Raw genomic sequence first — 16909 nt, forward strand, 5'->3', positions numbered from 1 at the left:
AATCAACCCTCCTCAACCTTAAAACAGGAAGTAATCGCTTCCTTGCACAACAGGCTCATAATGTCCTCAACACTCTCAGCACAGCCACTGTGAGCCCAAATGTCTTCCGCAACCCCATAAATCTCCATCAGATCATCAGGTGCATTACACCTAACCACATTTGCCAACGCATCATAGTCATCAATCGTGCCCACCTCGTAAAACCTATGCCTAACGCACATCGCTCTTACTGCACCCCAGTCCCAATGTCTCGTCTCGGTGATTTTAGTCATATCTAACCCTCCTTATTCCTTACAAGCTACTACTAAGCCGCCAACACCATCTTTTTCATAAACATCAACCACTACCGAATTGAAGTATTCCCGTATTTCCCATGGTCTCCAAATCTCATCACCAATTGACTCATCATAAATTCCCATATTGTTGATATCGATACCATACTCACTGATATAATCCGCAACTGTCTTTTTCATACTCTCCGCCCCCTTTCTGTAAAGTTTTTATTTGTTTATCTTTATATATATCCTATCATATTTTTAATTATTTGTAAAGTGTTTTACTTAAAATATCACAAATTTTTGCAAAAAAAATGAGCGGACACACCGCTCAAAATGGCACTCACTATTTAATTTCTGACTGCATCATTCTCACAGCCAGTCTGCACTTATCCACATCAATTCTCGTCAGCTTCATAAAATCCTTGATAACTTCCCATTCCTCATCATAGGCTCTTATCTGATGGATGCCACGCTGTCCACGGGCACTCACAGAACCTACTGGGCGACCGCCTTTGCCACCGCCACCACCTTTGTTATTATGTCTACCATCATCGGGTCTTGTTGCTTTTCCCGGCATAAAATCACCACCTAGTTTTTTACTTTACATTTTACTTGTCCACCTGTTCATAGTCAAGATGCCATGAACCCTTCTTCCATAAAGCTGATATACTTCTCGTTGCCAACAATAATGTGGTCCCGAACTGGAATATCCATAATTTTTCCACATTCAACTAACTGCCTTGTTATTTTGATATCTTCCTTGCTCGGTGTCGGATCTCCTGACGGATGATTATGCACCAAAATCATGGCAGCCGCATGTAACTTTATTGCTTCAAAAAATACCTCCCTTGGATGTACTACAGAACCAGTCATTGAACCTATTGAGATATCCTTAAGCCCTATTACATGGCCTTTAATATTCATTAAAAGGATACAGAAAACTTCCCTATGTTCAAATAGGAACCTTGTTTTTACCATGTCATACGCATCATCAGGGCCTCTGATAATATCCACCTTTTTTACTGGCACCTTGGCTATCCTTTCTGCATACTCACGAACCGCCATTATTTTCATTACAGTTTTCGGTCCCACTCCTGGGATGTTACCGCTTGCCAGTATATCACCAAAATCTATCTGTGATGCCGTAGCTTCGTCTAACCCTGTCATCAGTGATAACAATTCTGCATCAGAATAAATACCCATACCATACCCAACACCACACTCAGCAACCTTATCCGCCAACATATCCTACACCTCCTGTCTTTTCCTTCCTGTTTCCACTGCCCATCTGTTCATCCTATGCAAAAGGTTTACAGTGTTCCAAAAATCCTGCTCATAATTACTGGTAAGCGGTCTGAACTGATACATTTCATCCACACCAACCATGCATATATGTTTTTCACAAGCATAACAAGATACTGTTGCAACCGCCTCCATGGTACTGCTAAACCCTACACTGGTTATGCACAGCACATGCGGATTAAACCCGTTGTATCCAAAATTCTTGCCCTTAAACTCATCTTTGTCTGCAACAAAACCATGATAGCATGGAGCATATGCATATATTCCAGTTCCTTCTTCAAAGTCACCAAAACGATATTTGCCTAATTTCTTGGTCATAGCCAGTTGCCCCTTGTTCTCAAAACAATACTTCCTTATTTCCTTCACAAATGGCGTATATCGGTAGTCCCTGTTTCCCTCATCAACATATTCTTTCCTAAAGAAAACCCTTACAGGGTCCGCACCGTCAAACCCATGGAAATCAAAGTCACCAGGTAGGATGTCTTTTTCTTCCTCTATTGGCAACCTAAAAGACTGACGCTCCAAATTTTTATTCATAAGCCGTGCATCCTTGCCCCAAACTTCGCCATTTACCCACTGGTCAAATGTCAGATAATAATTCACACCGCAGGTGCCAATTTTTATCTCCTGACCGTCACATTTTCTGTAAGCGTAATCGCCCATTTTCAAAACCACCTTCCATTACCAAATCACACTGTCCAAATATGCCTTCTCTGCTTTATTCCAAATACGAACCATTCTCTTGCTTCTCTCTACCTCGCTCCTGCTTAACCCCAGTGCATCCAAGGTGTCCTCGGGCTCATGGGTGATACAAAACTCATGATTCTCCATTTCATACCTAAAAGCACTATACAGGAAATCATCATCCTTATATCCGTCCTTAACTTCCTTTGCATGTCCTGTCAGCATGGCAACCAGTCTATCTTCGTCTGATGCACGATAAACCATGCCACAAAAACCGCCACGCAACTCATCTTTGTTCTCAACTCCAAGCTCCTTCATACCCTTTTCAAACTGCTTCTGAGTGAAGGCAAAAAAGCAAGGGAACTCACTAATTTCTTTCCTGTGTCTGTCCTTCATCTGCTTATAGGTTTCTTTCTCAGCCATTTTTAATCCACTCCCAGTCTTCTCTATTAGTGGTCTCACCCACAAAACAATGTCCCTTGTAATACCACTTACCACTTTCACTATGGAATGTAGTCCATGTGCTGTAGCAATTCCCGTCCTTTGCCTGTGCTATGGAATAAGGCTCGCCAACCTGCAGATAATTACTCAAATCTGATCTAGGCGGAAGGATGTCCCTAAAGTAATTAACCATATCCACATCCACCTCATCACCTACCTGCAGATAATCTTCTAGTGTCCTTGTATCCGACTCATGCCAACCTTTCAAAGTCTTCATTGTCAACCCTCCTACGAACCCACTAAATCAAGTCAAAAACATAATCAGGCTCTAGCCCTTCCTCGTACAAAACTTCCTCAGGGTCTTCTCCTTCCCATACCCTTTTGCGCATATCCTTTACATATTCCACTGCTTCCTGCTTGGTCATCTTATCCCGTTCCATGAAAATCCTTACCAGTTCATTCATTTTTGCCATGATACTCACTCCTCATCTTCAAGCTCATACTCACAAACAGCTTCAAACTTCCCCATGAAAGCCCTAGTATTTGCTTCATTCGGAAAGCCATAATACCATCCAACCAATGACTGTCTAAGCTCCATCATGCCGTTTGGCAGCCGCTGTTCTGATTCCACCATGATAAAGGTGATGTCTTCGCTTTTTGCATAAATCTCTTTAATCATGACAGTTCCATCTCCTTAATAATCTTCTCAAATGCTTTGTATACGGAAATTTCGCCTACAATTCGTCCGTCATCCCATGGAGTATTATTAGGTTTTCTCCTCTTTGCTTTCAGTTCCTCAAGTTCCTCTTTAATCAGTTCTAATGCTTCATTCCTTGTCATTTTCTCGCTCCTTTTAAAAGAGGGGCCCGAAGACCCCTAACATACTACTTCAAAAAATACTTTCCAGTCATTCTTACCAGCCACTTTAAACTAAGAACCTCAAACCGTTGAATATTCTTCCGTCTTTTCATTTTTACTCCTCCTTTTAGCTCTCAATGAAACACTTTTCAATTTTCCAGTCATACAGATAATTGCTCAACTTCACGCCATCATCTGTTCCGTCCTCGCAGTTCGCCCAAATCGAATTGCTAATCTTACCATGCTGAAACGCCTTATTGTCACTGGTGAACAGGTAAGTCCTGCCCCTTTCGTCATACGGCTTATTGAAGCTGTCTTCTGTGAAGGTGATTCCACCGGAAATCTCCTTGCCTTCCTCATTTGCCTTAAACATTGCACTTCTCAGTTCGTCATAGCTTACATACTTTCTCATGTCAATTACCTCCTTGTTTTCGCATACAATAAATCTTTTGCCAAGCTCATAATCAATTCATGCTGTTGGTGGGGTGAAAGACCATCCCAGTCATCCTGCCCAAAATGTTTGATGTAAAGCTCTTTAACAGTCCCAAAGAACCAGTTGGTGAACTCCTCATGGCTCATGTCTTCAATGCCTTTCATGGGTACCGCCCCTTTCGTAATGTGTTTATTGGTTTATCTTTATGTATAGCCTATCATAAATTTAATTATTTGTAAAGTATTTTACTTAAAAAATAGCAGGTATTTTTTACCACCTGGTCGAAAAAAACATCAAAAATCCCGTTTTCATCACACGACTTACTGCGTTCTCATAGCTTCAAATTAAAAAGGTCGAATATGAATGTATCCGTTATATGCTTTACGCTTAATACACGACATTTAGCGGACCCGTTTTTTCAAAAAGCATCCCTACCCACAAAAAAAGAGAGCCGGTATCTCTACCGACTCTCAAAAGTCTTATCTCTCCATCTTGCCAAGGGCTTCTTCGATAGCTCTCCGCTCAGTTGGGGTTGCTTCATCCATCATTTCCATCATACGCTCCTTCATGGTATGACCGCTATATCTGCGATCATAGCCACGGCTCATACGACCGCTATTATCATAGCTCCTGAAATTACCTTCATAGCCATAATGAGGATAAACCCTTCCTGACCGACCCTTGTCATAGTCATTTTCAAGAAGCTCATCAGCTTTCTTGATACCCGACAGTGCATTTTTAGTACACTCAATATCACTGGCAGTCTTAATGCCCTTAAGCATGATTTCTTCCAGTGCATCATGCAGGCTGTCAGATGCCTTCTCAATAAGTTTTCTGTCCATTTTCTCACCACCCTTTAGCGTGTTACCGCCAAGTCAGGGCGGCTGAAAATAATATTTGCGTTCTCCACCAAAATTGGCTGGTCACTGGTATTGCGGACAGTTACAGTCTGACAGCAACCACGATAAATCGGAGCATTAATCGCCCGACTCACATTGAAAAACTGATCTACTGCCGCAGGTGTTACTTCCATTGTGGATGCAGGGAGTGTTGTCCCGTCAATGGCAATAGCCACGGAAATGGCACCTACTGTACCACCTTCGGGAATACCAATATTAGCACCAAAATCCACAAGATAATTAGCCGAATTACTCCGATTGCATGAACAACCAAAACTGGATGGAACATATCCTGTAAGAAGGAAACTTCCCGTGTCGTCACGGTGTCTTACCAAACCTCTGTTGCAGGGAACTGGCGAATTGGTAAAAACAACGGACTCGCCAGGGTTTACAGTCTGCTGACTGACATTGCTGTATTCAGCCATTTAAACCGCCTCCCTCTTAGCCAACAAATCCGCCATTACACCCACAAGAAGGGTTAGACACTACATACGCAGGTACTGGCTTTGGGCAACAGGTATTTACAATATTTTGTGCCTGCTGACTGCCATAAGTCAGAAGCTGTGCTGTCTGCGCTGTCTGAGAAGCCGCAAGATTAGCCATATTCAACTGGCTCTGAAGGTTCTGAATCTGAGCATCCTTCGCTGCAATTCTGTCAGCACACAGGTCATCTTTAATAGACTGAACACCCTGAGTAATAGCATTTACAATCCCATTGGTGTTGTTGTTGCCCTGTGCAAGCAGGCTCTGAATACCAGTGCTCAATGCCTGACGGTCTGCACAATTCTCTGTTGCAACTGTATACTTCACATCAGCCAAACCTGCCTGTGTGGATGCCAAGCTATTCTGCAAGCCCATAGCAATACCATTCATGGCCTGTGTATTAGCAAGCTGATTAGTATACAGTGTGCCGGTAATACTGTCCTTCGCACCATTGATAGCATTTGCTGTTGCATACTGACCATTTGTGATGGCAGCCACTGTAGTAGCATTTCCCTGGCACTGAGCCACTGCATTATCAGCAAAGCCATTACCAATCTGAGAGGACACGCCGTTAATCGCATTAATAATCGCAGACTGGTCAAAGCCTCTCTGCACATCGGATGTAGCACCCATGTATGGAAGGAAACCATTACCATTACCACCGAAGCCACCGCCCCAGTTGTTCCAACCACCGCCAATCATCAAGATAAGCAGGAACCACATCATCCACCAGCCCCCGAAACAATCATTTCCGAAGCCGTTGTTGTTGCCCATGACTGCCGCCATATCAGCAGGACTCATGGAGCCGTTGTCAAGTGCCATATCAAAGCACTCCTTTCAATATTTTATTTCAACCTTGCGCAAAGTTGATTACAACTTGAAGCCAAACATCCCTAGCATACCCCTAGCACGCTCGAATTGTTGCTGATTAATCTTTCCGCTCTGCAATAACTGATTAACCATCTGTTGTGGGTTGGCATTCGGATTTTGTTGCAACATCTGATTACGAAAAGTCATCATTTGCTGAATTATCTGCTGTGGGTTCATCATACTCATTTATTTTTACCCCCTTTGCCCATGTGTGGGGTGGATGTCACCTGCTGAACAGGCTGCACCTGCAGACCCGCCAAGGCCTTTTGCAGACCTTGTATCTGCTGTCCCAAAGACTGGCTAAATGCTTCAAACTCCTGTCTTGATACAGAATCATTTACCTGTTTCTGCTGTAAGACCTCTCTAAGCTCAAATACCCTTGTGGGGTTAGGCATACCATTTACCGCAGTGGACTTGATATACATTTTTCCATTGTCGGGGTCATACGGATTTATGAGTGCTACCGTCATTCCCGGCGCAACTGGATAATTTACCGCTATGTTGTCATCATTAATAAACACTACCATGGAGCTCTGATTTACTTGCTGTCCTGCTCCTTGGTATCCTCCGAAATTACCTGGGAATCCTGCCATGCTTCGTCACTCCTTACAAAATAATAGATAGGAATTTCCTCACCGCTGTCACCATTGTCAAAATAATCTCCGTTTTCAACGGCTACCACATGAGTACCAGTTGCCACAATGTACTGCCCTTTCGGGTGGTCCTTGGCAAATTTTTTAATGGTATAACAGTTTGGGCACTCATCAGGCAGTGCATGTTTCTTAAAACCCTTGCTGATAAGGTATCTTTCCCACACCTCATTCACAGAGGGCATATCCTTCATGGTGAATCCTGTCATAGCAACACCAAGGTATGCAGTGTCCCAGTCGATATCGAGGACTTTTGTAATTGCCCTTATAACGCAATCACTTGCCCTGTCGTTGTCAAGGTTCGGCTGATAATGTACGAACATTTCCAAAACGCTCCTTTCCGCTCATATCTACCTATATTGTGGCAGAAAAAAGCACATGGAAACGCCCACAAATAGGCCAAAAAACGGTCATAAAAGAACATAAAAAAGCCACCCTCAAAAAGAAGGTGGCTTGTCCTGAGAATGTAGTTGACGCTCCAAATCTCAGAATCATAAAAGAACTCTTTATATATTATAACTTAGGAGTGCTTTCTATGTAAATACCTTGCTATACGGATGTAACCCGTGGACAACGACCTTCTTATGCCAGTATCTGAGCAGTTAAGCTCCATACCTATTGCAACCACTGACTTGTCATTCAGTATATGCTCACGGATCACCTTCTCCTGTATTGGAGTCAGCTTGGCTTCATATACAGCTTTTTCAAATTCAGACCGCAAGCAATCTCTCAAATAATTTCTTGCCTGCTTCAAATCTTCTCTCATTTATACTCCCCCAACAAAAAAAGGCAGGAACCTTAGTCCCTGCCCATTCAAACTTACCAATTATTTACTCTCCTCTGCTGCTTTTACAAGTACCGTTCTCAGTACATACATAACAATGTTCAAGGCTACCGGCACCACGAAAGTATCACGGATTCTGCACCAACCTGTTTCAGTTGGAGCGTCTTTCTTGCATTCTTCGATAATCTTGTCAACTACTTCCTGTGCGAAGTCAAGGCCTTCGCCACTGAGCCAAGTAACAAAATCAGCCTTGAGGTTCTTGCCGATATCCTCTAACTTCATAGCTTCAACCAAACTGTCACGCACTTCTGTCCATTTACTCATAATTTTTCCTCCTTAATCATAAAGACCTGCACGGTCATTAATAACGAAAATTCTCAGCATATCCAGTGACAAATCAAGGTCAGCAGGGTAGCCACCGGCGTCTTTCAGTCCACCACCTGTCAGCAAGCCCTTATCAACCATCTTTTTGACGGTATCATATGCCCACTCAGGCACAGAAGCCAATGAATTAAAACGCTCTGTCAGTCTGTTTCCTTCCTGCTGGGCTCCGTCCACTGGCTTAACCTCGGATGGATTTGCATAATAATTTGCTTTGCCCGTAATTATGCCGTTATCAAGCAACATCTGCAGGTTGGTTCCCGGACAGCTGGTGGCCATAAGTTCACCATGACCGACAATATGTGCCCTGTCAATAGGGATACCGTACCTTGTACAGATGTCAGCAATAAGTTCTGCACAGTTTTCAACCTGTTCTACTGTAGGCTCAGCCTGTTCAAAATCTCCGCTGACATGAATACCGATAGTATGTGAGTTTTCTCCATAGGCATGGGAACCAATAGCCCACTCGGGACGACCACGCTCAATAGTACCGTCTTTACGAATGACATAATGATACCCAATACCAGCCCAACCCTGGCCTTTATGCCACCCGTGAATCTGTTCAGCACTTGCATCAATATCATTGCAGCCTGTATGGTGGATGACCACCATATCCGTAACAGACCGTTCTGACAGACTACTAAAATCAAGGTCCGTCTCAACAACCTTAACCATTTCCTTTTCCTCCTTTTTTATGTACTTTAAAAGGCGACTCACGAAAGAGCCGTCTTCTTATTTCGTGAAGCATATCAAGACAAAAACCGTATTCTGTGGCTATCGAGATAAAAGCCAATGTCTTATCTGCCAATATGCTCCATTTCCTGCCCGACATCATTTGCCGTCACCACTGAACTTCTTGATTTCGCCACGGCCTATGTACCCAATAAGGCCACTGGCTATTGACATTGATAACTCATAAGGGCCTGTAAATAACGATATAATCAACGCTACCACAAGCCCTATCGCAACAAGATTTTCAGTCTTAATAAAATCATGTAACATTATTTAATCACCCCTAATACCGCTATAGCAAACATGGCTCCCCAAGTCAGAATGTCCTTTATATTGACCACCTGGGTTCTATGCTTCTCAAGCTCAATAATACGGCTTTCGTGTTGTCGGAGATTCTCAAAAATAATATTGGTGTCGGCTGTTCTCTCTTTCAGAAGGGTTTCAACCTTGACCAACCGCTCACCAATATCTGTCAACTTGCTCATTATCTTCTCCATTTGTGACTCACCCATACACCCGCCTCCTGATACAATGAATTGCCTGCTTACTCACCGTCATTGTCGCTTGTCTCCTGGGTTACAGGTGGCTCTTTGTACTTTTTGCATTTTGGGTTCGTGCAGTACCATTTCTTTTTGATTTCGTCGTACCACATCACATGGCCACAGCGGTTGCACAGTGTTGGTAGAATTGCTAAGGTCTCCATTATTCTTCCTCCTCTCCGACAATTCTGTCATACTCTGCGTCATAATCATCATCAAGCGTATCCAAATAGTCTTTTATTGCCTCGGCGGTCTCAGTGTCGCCCCTCATGACAGCTGCCGTATAGGCTGTAGTGTACTCCGTTTTCTTTGTGTTATAACGTGCGTCAAGCTCTGCAAGCTGTTCATCGATGCTTGGTTCGGGTGGAGCAGGGGCAGGATGTAATTCCTGCCATTCCTCTACTGTATAATAACCTTCGGGCTTCTGCTCCCATACTTCGATGTTTCCATCTGGGCTATAATATTTAGGCATTTTTATCCCTCCTTAAATTGTGGCGAAATACTCGAACCACACATAACCATCGCCACCTGCACCACCATTATAGTTAGTAACAGAACCAGCACCACCTGCGCCACCTCCACCTGCGGTTCCGTTGGTTCCGTTATTATCACGCTGGCAGTAACCACCACCTGCGCCACCACCTGTACCGCCCGCGGTAGCGCCACTTCCTGTGTTTACGTCACCACCGTCACCAGCAGAGCCAATGATGTCACCAGTCCCACCAGTACCTCCTGCGTTGAAAGAACCCGCGCCACCTCCACCTGCGGTATATGTGTTGCCAGCAATGGTTACGTTTGTACTTCCGCCTGCAATTCCGCTTGTGGCTTGTCCACCACCTGTGCCACCTGCACCTATCACAACAGTAGCCGTATCTCCTGCGGTCATTTGTACATACGCGGTGGTGGTTCCGCCTTCGCCTCCGCCACCACCACCACTGCTCTCTGGATATGATGTACGACGGCCACCTGCACCGCCACCGCCACCGCCTTTAAGGGTGATTTTGTACCAGCCCGTAACTGGAGCGGTATATGTTCCGCTTGTTGTGATGATGTCACGGGTATTGAAAGCTGGCGTGATTTCTCTTGTTAATGCGTTAGGGTCTGTGCCCACTTTCTTAATAGTCCACACCACAGTTCCGTCGCTTACTGTAGTATTTGGCGTTGGAGTACTTATTACCAAGTCACCGCTGTCTGTGGTTCCTGGGATGGTACATTCCAGGTACAACGCAGCTCCTATTGACGGGAGGTATACCACGGTGCCTAATGCGTAAGCTGTGGATGGCTGACGCAACATAAAACTGGCGTCACCATACTGTTCGATAGATGCCACACGGCTGTTCAAATCCTTGGTCTTTAAATCATTGTTCCGCTGTAAAGCGTCAAACTGTGTTCTTGCCGGTGGGATACTACCTGCTACTTCCCACCCTTTCAGATAATCAGCATCTGAAAACTCATAGGGGGTCAAACTGGAACCGCTCGACCACACCTTGCTATAATCAGGACTGCTCATTTATACATTCCTCCTTTAGAAAATATCTACAAATTTGCCTTCATCAAATCCCAGTGCATAGGGCTGATCTAGGAATCCAAAATAATTATTGGCATTATAGCTTACCTTGTATTTAAGCCCCACACCGCCAGGCCGTACTATGAGGTTTGCGGCATTCACCAACATCATCTCATTGTCTGTCAGCTTTCTGCCTATTCCTATACCGATATTAGCATTACCAAGTTCTTCAAGGACCACAAGCGGTGCATTAAACGCCGCCTTTAAACTCCTTATTGTGTCCTCGGTTGTGCCTTTACTGGTATTCTTGATAATCTTTTGGTCAATTATCATCCTGTACTCGGGGTCTACCATGGTGTAGGATGTCAGATTTTCCTCATCCATATCACGGAATCGGGCTTCGTCAAAAGTCCCTACATTTGGCTGTCCGCTGAATCCAAAAAACTTTATGGCAATAGCCTCATCAATAGTTCTTCCTATCCCAACGATTTCACCTATGCCGTCAAGCTGTTTTCCCACAGCTCTTTCCTTGGTTCGTTCTTTGTTAAGGTCATACAGTACCTGCTGAAGTTCATTTAATTCCTCACCAAGGGCTTCAATTATGGCTCTAAGCACAGGCTTGTCTTCACCTTCCCACTGGAACTCCGCAATAAGGTGGTTACGCATATTCTCAATGCGGTCAGGGAGCGGAGCAGGTTCTTCATCAGCCACAAGTACAATTCTTCTTGTCCCCACATCATATTCCGTTTTATGGGCCACATTTCTCTCCGTGTCGTACACATGGTAACTCTCGCCATAATCACGGAGCCGCCCATCTTCAAAGGCCATAGCCGTAAGCTGTCCATCAAAGCCCAAGAACATATTATTATCCATTGCTATGCCCCCTTATGACGGTACAGTGTTTCCGTAGACATGGATTTTTACGGTGGTATCGACCTGCGCAGGTTCCTCACCATCAGTAGATACCTTAAACCATACAATGTGGTTGGTGTCTCCGATACTGTCGGATATCGTAAGCCCTGAGGTAAAGGTTGCCAGTTGGTCTGCGTTTTCTTCTGATAAATAATGGTCATCATCAGCCACCGTCCATTTCCCGGCATTTAAACCGCTAATTGATATTTCGGTATTCCCTGTCGTCCTAAAACCGCTGTCACACCTAAGAGCCACCTTGACAATTGTATGATTCGCTTCTTTCGTATTCACGATAACAGACAACGGAAATTCCTGCGTGCTTTCAGAGATTTCAACCCCGTCAGTCAGTCCTCTTGTGGGGTTATCTGAATACATCCTAATCATTCCTTCACTCAACATTGTCACCCCCTTAAGTCTGAACTGTTACTGTAATACGGCTTGCATCAAACACCGCAACCTGTCTAGCGGATATCTCAATATTATCCGTGGTGTAGGTGCTTTCTGTGTCACCATAACATGCTGTCAGATTAATATACCCTATACCCGGAGTTGCGTTGAATATGGATGCAAAATACTTCTGTAAGATAACATCCTCGCCAACCTTCTGCTCTGCACCCTTTTCCAGTAATGCCTTTTTGACAGCACCTGGGGCCGCTGCAGGTAATTCCACTTCGGGATTTTCAGCAATAATCACCTTAAGCCATACCTTGATTTCCTCAGGCCTGTTAAAGTGCATTGTGTGAACCACGCCCTGCGAGTCGTATATGTCCTGCGACACACTGCCATAGGTAGAGATACCGGGGGCCTTTCTTTCCCATATCTGCTTGGCTATGTCCACCTTGCTACCACCTGCCACAACACATTCCACACTGTGAGGTGGTCTACCCGCTGAGTCCGTGGAGTCTGTGTCATTTTCGTACACCTTGGCAACAGTGACACCATCCACATTCTGATAGATAGCCGCCTGTATGGCTTCTGTCATTGCCTGTGCCCTGCTGTATACTGAACTGTTCCATCGCTGACGGAGTTCTATATCCGTTTCAGCTTCACGGCCCACAACAGCAGGAACATTGTTCTCAACGGCCTCCCATCCTGTGTAGGAAAGAGGTATCTGATTTACCTTGCCAAGAGTCGGTTCAACTGCTCCTGCCTTGTCACAGGCAAAATTAAACGGAGAACCTATTTGATTTACTGTAATATTATTCACAGCAACCTTCATGGTCTCCGTTTCGTCATTCATATAAATTGTCAGCACATCATTGTTCACGGCTCCTGTCCTGTCCGTGAAACTGAACTGGGCATACAGCTCAACCAAAATATTGGCTATGCTTTCTCCTGATGAGGCCGTGTATGTGTGAGTAACCTCGTCAATGGTTAGACTGTACACTGTTCCCGATACTGGCTCAGTATCAATTCCAAGGGCGATATATGAAGCCCTATCTGCTGATATTGTGTTATACACATCAGTACACGAAAAGGTATTTACCCCATCACTAATCTGTGCATTATACGGAATCTCAGCACCTTCCTGTCCGTAGCATGTAGCTATCAGAGTGGTCTTTTCTGCACCGATAAGACTGATACCTGCCAGGCCTGCAGCGTCAGACAGGCTGTCGCCGTATGCAGTAGATGGATACATGGAATTATAGGTACCTTCTGCTAACGCCCAAATATCAGCCAGCTCGTAAGCGTACACGCCATGAATCTGTCCGAATACAGAGTTAGGACCTGTCTGAATCTGAATACCCAGCTTGTCTGCCACCCTGTCATTCAGTGACTGGATTATTTCGGGCAGACGCTTCCGCTTGAAACCCTTTTCAGACAGCCCATATCTAACCTCTGCCATATCCCAAGACCTCCTTCCTTGTAATTAATCCGTATTCCGTTTCTACCTCGTATGAAACATAGAGGACACGGTTTACCTTGTCAAAATTCAGTTTGATGTAGTTTATCTTTGATACCTCGGGAACCTTCTCAATGGCTTCACGGATAACCTGCCTAACATGATTAAGGTTCGGATTTTTCACAAGGACATACTCAAAATATGGCACTCCGTCTGATGTATCAAGGAACCACTCACCATAAAAAAAGCGGAGCTGGATGACTATCTGCTGCGCCACCCTCTCCGCATTGTCTATAACCATTAAATCCCTGTCCTGCAAAATCAGGTCATTGGTATTTATATTCATTGCTAAGTCATACATACAGTCCTCCGTATCTAAAGCAGATATGAAAATCGAATACGACTGAAGCCTTGATATACAAGGGTTTTACATAAATGTATCTAGTTATATCTGATATGTCATGTATTTTCGAATACATTACTAGATACGCCTTAGCCCTTGATACATAAGGCTTTATAGTATATGTATCTAATATATGTATAAAAAATAGGGTAAAAATATATGCGAGTACAGGAAGCCGTTAATAAAAAACGAGTACTGCAACCCACACAAAAGTTTACGCATTTTTTATTTTTAGTAGATACATAATAGCTGTAACATCTACAAAAGTTTGCACCATTTTTTGACACCTTTTCAGATACATCACCACTCAGCCCAGTAGTACCAAGGCTTAGAAGCTATTCGAAAATGTATCTGATAAGCTATCTCATATCGAATATGTCATGCGATTAGATATGATTTGCTACATTGAGTGCCACATCTAATGCCATATCTGATATCTAATGTGCATCTGATGTTTCACCATGTACCCCGGTATGAGTATGCTCATCAAGTGAAACACCTCTGCCGACAACATCATCAACCGCTGTAATACTTCCGTCAACAGTAAGGTTGGCTCCTGTGATGGCTACAGTTCCGTCAGATACTGTTATCATGGTCCCGCCTATGAAGATATTCACAGAGGATTGTGATGCGCCTGAGGCCGATTTCTGCGGAGCATAAAGACCTGGGATACATATTGCGTCCCTCATGTCATGTTTCCGCTTGTCGTCACTGTCGTAACCGGGATTTAAATAATCATCCATTTGGTCTTCTGAAAAAACCAGCAGACAGCCGTCACCTGTTACAACAGGAAAAGTAATACCTGCTCTCCCACCCATACCCATAGGGAAAACTACAGGCACGTCATGGATAATAGGGAAGTTAAAGCTCCGCCCGTCGTCTGTCTTGTAACTACCTACTGGCCTTACTTGTGCCTTATTGCTTCCTGCGTTATAATTCACCACCACCCCTGGAAGGGCTGTATGAATCTGAGCGTTCTTGCCATCTATCCAACCTTTTATGACACTCTTGATTTCATTATTGGACTGTTCCATTATTCAACACCTTCCACGATATCCATTTCAGAAACCCAGTCGCCACCAATGTATGAACCTCTGTGGTGAAGGGACTCAACACGGAACCACCCTTCAATAACCTTGGATTTCACCTTAATAGCATCACCTGGGTTAATTGTAGGGCTGAGCAGAACTTTTATCTTCCAGCCTGCTTTCTTTTCGTTCTTTTCTTTTTTCTGCTTCTGCTTTCGCTCTTTCTTTGGTGTCTTTTTGTCAGCATAAGGGTTAGCCTGGTTTATTCTTTCAGGATAGCCTATTAAACCGCTGTCAGCACCAAAGACAAAACCACGCTTGGTAAAAGTACCGCCGTCAAGAATAAGCTGTATGATGTTATTTTGTATTGAAGCTGTAACACCCGAACCATAACAGAGATTTAAGATACCCTGCCACGCATTGCCGACATAGGCATACCCACCAGCCGGGAACGAACCAAACTCCACACCATCACCATATTCAAGGGCCAGCCCCATATTATTAGCCAGTGATTTCAAGGCCGTACTTATCGGAGTACCTGCAGGATAGGAAAGCGACACATAAGAGTCACGGACAGCAACTTGCCCGTCAGACAGTTTAAGCTGCGTTTTTATATCGTGTTCCTCGTATGTGGTGTTGGCCTGTATTACGGTACCCTTAAAGATACACACTGGCCCGCCGTTGCCTTCATATCCTGCGTAAATCTCAACCTTCGTATCGGGCTTTGAAACCTGATCCCTGTGTTCCTTGGTCATGTTGAGAATAGATACCTGACTCTTGTTGGTTTCCTCTGTCATATCCTTCTGTATGTCAAATTCCACCTGCAACGTATCTTCCAAAGTATAATCTAGGTCAGGAAATGTTATCTTGTATTGACGCTTCCAAAATGGCACTCAGTTCACCTCCAGGGATATAAACCAGCGAAAACTTGCCATTGAGAAAATCATATCTTCCAATGGTCTGCCCTGCTGTAGGATTATTCACGACCGCCATGATCTCGCCCGCTGGAAGTCCTGTCGTCCTTCTGTGCTGATTAAGGAGAGGAAAATTAGGCACCATGGCAATACCACGGACGATATCCTCTTTCTGCGAAGTTCGGATATCCATTGTCCATGTCTTGTTGTTTTGGTTCCATGCAAAATGAAGGTCGTACCGCTCACCTTCAAGGTTTACGGACTCGATAAAATCATTTGCATCGTACATACCAATTTTCAGCACCTAATCACCTCCTTTAAAGGACTGGTTTAAACTTACAGCGGCATTTGAAGCTGTTATTTCTGAGCCGGTGTTTTCAACACCTGAGGCTTCATAACCAGCTGTATCGGTCTGTACCTTGATAACTGACTGATTATCCTTTGTTTCCATGCCTGTACCGATCTCAGTCTGTGAAGCTGAGCCTGCATCTTTTTCAGTTTCTCCTGCCGACTCCTTGGCTTCGTCTGACACATCTTCTGTCTTTTCTTTCACAATGCGGACATGCTTAAATTCAAGGGCCATTTTGTAGCAGACACCGTCCTGTACACTCCTTGGAAGTGGAGCCTGCACCATAACCATGTCCTTATAAATAGCGTCAGGCGTGGTTATTTCTATAGGCTCACCCTTCTTGTAGATTTCATGGAGCTTGTCTGCTGTCCCTTGCAAGGCGTTTACTTCGTCTTCTGTCCAAGGCTGTGACTTGTCAGAATCAGCATCTCCCGCCTTTACCGGGGTTGGTGTACAGACTACCGTCATTGACAGGGTTATAGGCTGTCTTGTGACGTGTTCAGATACCGGAAAACCGTCCTCAACAGGATATTCTGTCACATCACTGTTAAGGTTCGTTGTCCGCTCAATAATAGCGTCCACCTCAAGGTCACCTATTTTAGACTTTTCTTCCATCTGT

At 44.2% G+C, this 16909-nt stretch carries 33 protein-coding genes; all 33 read right to left on the minus strand.

Translation table 11 applies throughout. From position 1 onward, the window contains the following. Window positions 1-2 precede the first annotated feature (2 nt). A complete protein-coding gene (locus B6K08_RS05540; RefSeq protein ID WP_159446708.1) occupies window positions 3-194 on the minus strand; it encodes a hypothetical protein in 192 nt (63 codons plus the stop codon). A gap of 90 nt (window positions 195-284) precedes the next feature. Then, entirely contained in the window at window positions 285-473 is a 189-nt protein-coding gene (locus B6K08_RS05545; protein ID WP_080325614.1) for a hypothetical protein, read from the minus strand. Window positions 474-621: 148 nt separating this feature from the next. Continuing rightward, the gene (locus tag B6K08_RS05550; RefSeq protein ID WP_080325615.1) at window positions 622-855 is read right to left on the minus strand and encodes a hypothetical protein; all 234 of its coding nucleotides are present in this window, start codon (window positions 853-855) and stop codon (window positions 622-624) included. Window positions 856-908: 53 nt separating this feature from the next. After that, window positions 909-1523 (minus strand): JAB domain-containing protein, encoded by a 615-nt coding sequence (locus B6K08_RS05555; protein WP_080325616.1) that lies wholly within the window; start codon window positions 1521-1523, stop codon window positions 909-911. 3 nt (window positions 1524-1526) lie between these two features. Continuing rightward, window positions 1527-2243 (minus strand): hypothetical protein, encoded by a 717-nt coding sequence (locus tag B6K08_RS05560; RefSeq protein WP_080325617.1) that lies wholly within the window; start codon window positions 2241-2243, stop codon window positions 1527-1529. 18 nt (window positions 2244-2261) lie between these two features. Beyond that, window positions 2262-2687, minus strand: coding sequence for a DUF7659 family protein (locus tag B6K08_RS05565; RefSeq protein ID WP_080325618.1), 426 nt, complete (start codon window positions 2685-2687; stop codon window positions 2262-2264). After that, window positions 2680-2982 (minus strand): hypothetical protein, encoded by a 303-nt coding sequence (locus B6K08_RS05570; RefSeq protein ID WP_080325619.1) that lies wholly within the window; start codon window positions 2980-2982, stop codon window positions 2680-2682. The genes B6K08_RS05565 and B6K08_RS05570 overlap by 8 nt, the downstream gene beginning before the upstream one ends. Before the next feature lie 22 nt (window positions 2983-3004). Next, complete coding sequence (locus B6K08_RS13735) at window positions 3005-3178, minus strand: hypothetical protein (RefSeq protein ID WP_159446709.1); 174 nt, start codon at window positions 3176-3178, stop codon at window positions 3005-3007. 5 nt (window positions 3179-3183) lie between these two features. Continuing rightward, window positions 3184-3384, minus strand: a complete 201-nt coding sequence (locus B6K08_RS05575) for a hypothetical protein (RefSeq protein ID WP_080325620.1) — start codon at window positions 3382-3384, stop codon at window positions 3184-3186. Next, complete coding sequence (locus B6K08_RS13740) at window positions 3381-3545, minus strand: hypothetical protein (protein WP_159446710.1); 165 nt, start codon at window positions 3543-3545, stop codon at window positions 3381-3383. The genes B6K08_RS05575 and B6K08_RS13740 overlap by 4 nt, the downstream gene beginning before the upstream one ends. 145 nt (window positions 3546-3690) lie before the next feature. Further along, complete coding sequence (locus B6K08_RS05580) at window positions 3691-3975, minus strand: hypothetical protein (protein ID WP_080325621.1); 285 nt, start codon at window positions 3973-3975, stop codon at window positions 3691-3693. 5 nt (window positions 3976-3980) lie between these two features. Continuing rightward, on the minus strand, window positions 3981-4160 hold the full coding sequence (locus B6K08_RS05585) for a hypothetical protein (RefSeq protein WP_080325622.1): 180 nt from the start codon (window positions 4158-4160) through the stop codon (window positions 3981-3983). Between the two features lie 315 nt (window positions 4161-4475). Next, window positions 4476-4838 carry a hypothetical protein gene (locus B6K08_RS05590; RefSeq protein WP_080325623.1) on the minus strand — a complete coding sequence of 121 codons (363 nt, stop codon included), beginning with the start codon at window positions 4836-4838 and terminating at the stop codon, window positions 4476-4478. A 14-nt stretch (window positions 4839-4852) separates the two neighbouring features. Then, window positions 4853-5320: a hypothetical protein gene (locus tag B6K08_RS05595; protein ID WP_080325624.1), complete on the minus strand. Its 468-nt coding sequence runs from the start codon at window positions 5318-5320 to the stop codon at window positions 4853-4855. A gap of 16 nt (window positions 5321-5336) precedes the next feature. After that, a complete protein-coding gene (locus B6K08_RS05600) occupies window positions 5337-6200 on the minus strand; it encodes a hypothetical protein (protein WP_080325625.1) in 864 nt (287 codons plus the stop codon). Between the two features lie 48 nt (window positions 6201-6248). After that, window positions 6249-6434, minus strand: coding sequence for a hypothetical protein (locus B6K08_RS05605; protein WP_080325626.1), 186 nt, complete (start codon window positions 6432-6434; stop codon window positions 6249-6251). Next, the gene (locus B6K08_RS05610) at window positions 6431-6841 is read right to left on the minus strand and encodes a hypothetical protein (RefSeq protein WP_143254842.1); all 411 of its coding nucleotides are present in this window, start codon (window positions 6839-6841) and stop codon (window positions 6431-6433) included. The genes B6K08_RS05605 and B6K08_RS05610 overlap by 4 nt, the downstream gene beginning before the upstream one ends. Next, window positions 6787-7221: a hypothetical protein gene (locus B6K08_RS05615; protein ID WP_200810391.1), complete on the minus strand. Its 435-nt coding sequence runs from the start codon at window positions 7219-7221 to the stop codon at window positions 6787-6789. The genes B6K08_RS05610 and B6K08_RS05615 overlap by 55 nt, the downstream gene beginning before the upstream one ends. A gap of 197 nt (window positions 7222-7418) precedes the next feature. Further along, complete coding sequence (locus B6K08_RS05620) at window positions 7419-7664, minus strand: hypothetical protein (RefSeq protein ID WP_080325628.1); 246 nt, start codon at window positions 7662-7664, stop codon at window positions 7419-7421. Between the two features lie 60 nt (window positions 7665-7724). Then, the gene (locus B6K08_RS05625) at window positions 7725-8006 is read right to left on the minus strand and encodes a hypothetical protein (protein ID WP_080325629.1); all 282 of its coding nucleotides are present in this window, start codon (window positions 8004-8006) and stop codon (window positions 7725-7727) included. 12 nt (window positions 8007-8018) lie between these two features. Further along, window positions 8019-8738 carry a peptidoglycan recognition protein family protein gene (locus B6K08_RS05630; protein WP_234985247.1) on the minus strand — a complete coding sequence of 240 codons (720 nt, stop codon included), beginning with the start codon at window positions 8736-8738 and terminating at the stop codon, window positions 8019-8021. Window positions 8739-9064: 326 nt separating this feature from the next. Beyond that, the gene (locus tag B6K08_RS05635; RefSeq protein ID WP_080325630.1) at window positions 9065-9307 is read right to left on the minus strand and encodes a hypothetical protein; all 243 of its coding nucleotides are present in this window, start codon (window positions 9305-9307) and stop codon (window positions 9065-9067) included. Between the two features lie 32 nt (window positions 9308-9339). Beyond that, a complete protein-coding gene (locus B6K08_RS13745) occupies window positions 9340-9498 on the minus strand; it encodes a hypothetical protein (RefSeq protein ID WP_159446711.1) in 159 nt (52 codons plus the stop codon). Continuing rightward, window positions 9498-9806 carry a hypothetical protein gene (locus B6K08_RS05640; protein WP_080325631.1) on the minus strand — a complete coding sequence of 103 codons (309 nt, stop codon included), beginning with the start codon at window positions 9804-9806 and terminating at the stop codon, window positions 9498-9500. Before B6K08_RS05640 ends, B6K08_RS13745 begins: the two co-directional genes overlap by 1 nt. A 12-nt stretch (window positions 9807-9818) precedes the next feature. Further along, on the minus strand, window positions 9819-10844 hold the full coding sequence (locus B6K08_RS05645; protein WP_080325632.1) for a glycine-rich domain-containing protein: 1026 nt from the start codon (window positions 10842-10844) through the stop codon (window positions 9819-9821). Window positions 10845-10859: 15 nt separating this feature from the next. Continuing rightward, window positions 10860-11714: a baseplate wedge 1 family protein gene (locus B6K08_RS05650; protein WP_080325633.1), complete on the minus strand. Its 855-nt coding sequence runs from the start codon at window positions 11712-11714 to the stop codon at window positions 10860-10862. 12 nt (window positions 11715-11726) lie between these two features. Beyond that, a complete protein-coding gene (locus B6K08_RS05655; protein WP_080325634.1) occupies window positions 11727-12152 on the minus strand; it encodes a hypothetical protein in 426 nt (141 codons plus the stop codon). 10 nt (window positions 12153-12162) lie between these two features. Further along, window positions 12163-13599 carry a baseplate J/gp47 family protein gene (locus tag B6K08_RS05660; protein ID WP_080325635.1) on the minus strand — a complete coding sequence of 479 codons (1437 nt, stop codon included), beginning with the start codon at window positions 13597-13599 and terminating at the stop codon, window positions 12163-12165. After that, on the minus strand, window positions 13586-13957 hold the full coding sequence (locus B6K08_RS05665; RefSeq protein ID WP_080325636.1) for a contractile injection system sheath initiator: 372 nt from the start codon (window positions 13955-13957) through the stop codon (window positions 13586-13588). Before B6K08_RS05665 ends, B6K08_RS05660 begins: the two co-directional genes overlap by 14 nt. Before the next feature lie 479 nt (window positions 13958-14436). After that, window positions 14437-15033, minus strand: coding sequence for a Gp138 family membrane-puncturing spike protein (locus B6K08_RS05670; RefSeq protein ID WP_080325637.1), 597 nt, complete (start codon window positions 15031-15033; stop codon window positions 14437-14439). Further along, window positions 15033-15920, minus strand: coding sequence for a phage protein (locus tag B6K08_RS05675; protein WP_080325638.1), 888 nt, complete (start codon window positions 15918-15920; stop codon window positions 15033-15035). Before B6K08_RS05675 ends, B6K08_RS05670 begins: the two co-directional genes overlap by 1 nt. After that, window positions 15880-16245 carry a phage baseplate plug family protein gene (locus B6K08_RS05680; protein ID WP_080325639.1) on the minus strand — a complete coding sequence of 122 codons (366 nt, stop codon included), beginning with the start codon at window positions 16243-16245 and terminating at the stop codon, window positions 15880-15882. Before B6K08_RS05680 ends, B6K08_RS05675 begins: the two co-directional genes overlap by 41 nt. Then, complete coding sequence (locus B6K08_RS05685) at window positions 16246-16905, minus strand: phage baseplate protein (protein WP_080325640.1); 660 nt, start codon at window positions 16903-16905, stop codon at window positions 16246-16248. Window positions 16906-16909 lie beyond the last annotated feature (4 nt).

It is taken from the genome of Anaerovibrio lipolyticus DSM 3074 (assembly GCF_900141865.1).
In the GTDB taxonomy this organism is placed as follows: Bacteria; Bacillota; Negativicutes; order Selenomonadales; family Selenomonadaceae; genus Anaerovibrio; species Anaerovibrio lipolyticus.

Excerpts from the sequence above, each read along its gene's own strand:
- B6K08_RS05545 (WP_080325614.1), bottom strand. The coding sequence starts at position 473 with ATGAAAAAGACAGTTGCGGATTATATCAGTGAGTATGGTATCGATATC.
- B6K08_RS05550 (WP_080325615.1), bottom strand. The coding sequence starts at position 855 with ATGCCGGGAAAAGCAACAAGACCCGATGATGGTAGACATAATAACAAA.
- B6K08_RS05555 (WP_080325616.1), bottom strand. The coding sequence starts at position 1,523 with ATGTTGGCGGATAAGGTTGCTGAGTGTGGTGTTGGGTATGGTATGGGT.
- B6K08_RS05560 (WP_080325617.1), bottom strand. The coding sequence starts at position 2,243 with ATGGGCGATTACGCTTACAGAAAATGTGACGGTCAGGAGATAAAAATT.
- B6K08_RS05565 (WP_080325618.1), bottom strand. The coding sequence starts at position 2,687 with ATGGCTGAGAAAGAAACCTATAAGCAGATGAAGGACAGACACAGGAAA.
- B6K08_RS05570 (WP_080325619.1), bottom strand. The coding sequence starts at position 2,982 with ATGAAGACTTTGAAAGGTTGGCATGAGTCGGATACAAGGACACTAGAA.
- B6K08_RS13735 (WP_159446709.1), bottom strand. The coding sequence starts at position 3,178 with ATGGCAAAAATGAATGAACTGGTAAGGATTTTCATGGAACGGGATAAG.
- B6K08_RS05575 (WP_080325620.1), bottom strand. The coding sequence starts at position 3,384 with ATGATTAAAGAGATTTATGCAAAAAGCGAAGACATCACCTTTATCATG.
- B6K08_RS13740 (WP_159446710.1), bottom strand. The coding sequence starts at position 3,545 with ATGACAAGGAATGAAGCATTAGAACTGATTAAAGAGGAACTTGAGGAA.
- B6K08_RS05580 (WP_080325621.1), bottom strand. The coding sequence starts at position 3,975 with ATGAGAAAGTATGTAAGCTATGACGAACTGAGAAGTGCAATGTTTAAG.
- B6K08_RS05585 (WP_080325622.1), bottom strand. The coding sequence starts at position 4,160 with ATGAAAGGCATTGAAGACATGAGCCATGAGGAGTTCACCAACTGGTTC.
- B6K08_RS05590 (WP_080325623.1), bottom strand. The coding sequence starts at position 4,838 with ATGGACAGAAAACTTATTGAGAAGGCATCTGACAGCCTGCATGATGCA.
- B6K08_RS05595 (WP_080325624.1), bottom strand. The coding sequence starts at position 5,320 with ATGGCTGAATACAGCAATGTCAGTCAGCAGACTGTAAACCCTGGCGAG.
- B6K08_RS05600 (WP_080325625.1), bottom strand. The coding sequence starts at position 6,200 with ATGGCACTTGACAACGGCTCCATGAGTCCTGCTGATATGGCGGCAGTC.
- B6K08_RS05605 (WP_080325626.1), bottom strand. The coding sequence starts at position 6,434 with ATGAGTATGATGAACCCACAGCAGATAATTCAGCAAATGATGACTTTT.
- B6K08_RS05610 (WP_143254842.1), bottom strand. The coding sequence starts at position 6,841 with ATGGCAGGATTCCCAGGTAATTTCGGAGGATACCAAGGAGCAGGACAG.
- B6K08_RS05615 (WP_200810391.1), bottom strand. The coding sequence starts at position 7,221 with ATGTTCGTACATTATCAGCCGAACCTTGACAACGACAGGGCAAGTGAT.
- B6K08_RS05620 (WP_080325628.1), bottom strand. The coding sequence starts at position 7,664 with ATGAGAGAAGATTTGAAGCAGGCAAGAAATTATTTGAGAGATTGCTTG.
- B6K08_RS05625 (WP_080325629.1), bottom strand. The coding sequence starts at position 8,006 with ATGAGTAAATGGACAGAAGTGCGTGACAGTTTGGTTGAAGCTATGAAG.
- B6K08_RS05630 (WP_234985247.1), bottom strand. The coding sequence starts at position 8,738 with ATGGTTAAGGTTGTTGAGACGGACCTTGATTTTAGTAGTCTGTCAGAA.
- B6K08_RS05635 (WP_080325630.1), bottom strand. The coding sequence starts at position 9,307 with ATGGGTGAGTCACAAATGGAGAAGATAATGAGCAAGTTGACAGATATT.
- B6K08_RS13745 (WP_159446711.1), bottom strand. The coding sequence starts at position 9,498 with ATGGAGACCTTAGCAATTCTACCAACACTGTGCAACCGCTGTGGCCAT.
- B6K08_RS05640 (WP_080325631.1), bottom strand. The coding sequence starts at position 9,806 with ATGCCTAAATATTATAGCCCAGATGGAAACATCGAAGTATGGGAGCAG.
- B6K08_RS05645 (WP_080325632.1), bottom strand. The coding sequence starts at position 10,844 with ATGAGCAGTCCTGATTATAGCAAGGTGTGGTCGAGCGGTTCCAGTTTG.
- B6K08_RS05650 (WP_080325633.1), bottom strand. The coding sequence starts at position 11,714 with ATGGATAATAATATGTTCTTGGGCTTTGATGGACAGCTTACGGCTATG.
- B6K08_RS05655 (WP_080325634.1), bottom strand. The coding sequence starts at position 12,152 with ATGTTGAGTGAAGGAATGATTAGGATGTATTCAGATAACCCCACAAGA.
- B6K08_RS05660 (WP_080325635.1), bottom strand. The coding sequence starts at position 13,599 with ATGGCAGAGGTTAGATATGGGCTGTCTGAAAAGGGTTTCAAGCGGAAG.
- B6K08_RS05665 (WP_080325636.1), bottom strand. The coding sequence starts at position 13,957 with ATGTATGACTTAGCAATGAATATAAATACCAATGACCTGATTTTGCAG.
- B6K08_RS05670 (WP_080325637.1), bottom strand. The coding sequence starts at position 15,033 with ATGGAACAGTCCAATAATGAAATCAAGAGTGTCATAAAAGGTTGGATA.
- B6K08_RS05685 (WP_080325640.1), bottom strand. The coding sequence starts at position 16,905 with ATGGAAGAAAAGTCTAAAATAGGTGACCTTGAGGTGGACGCTATTATT.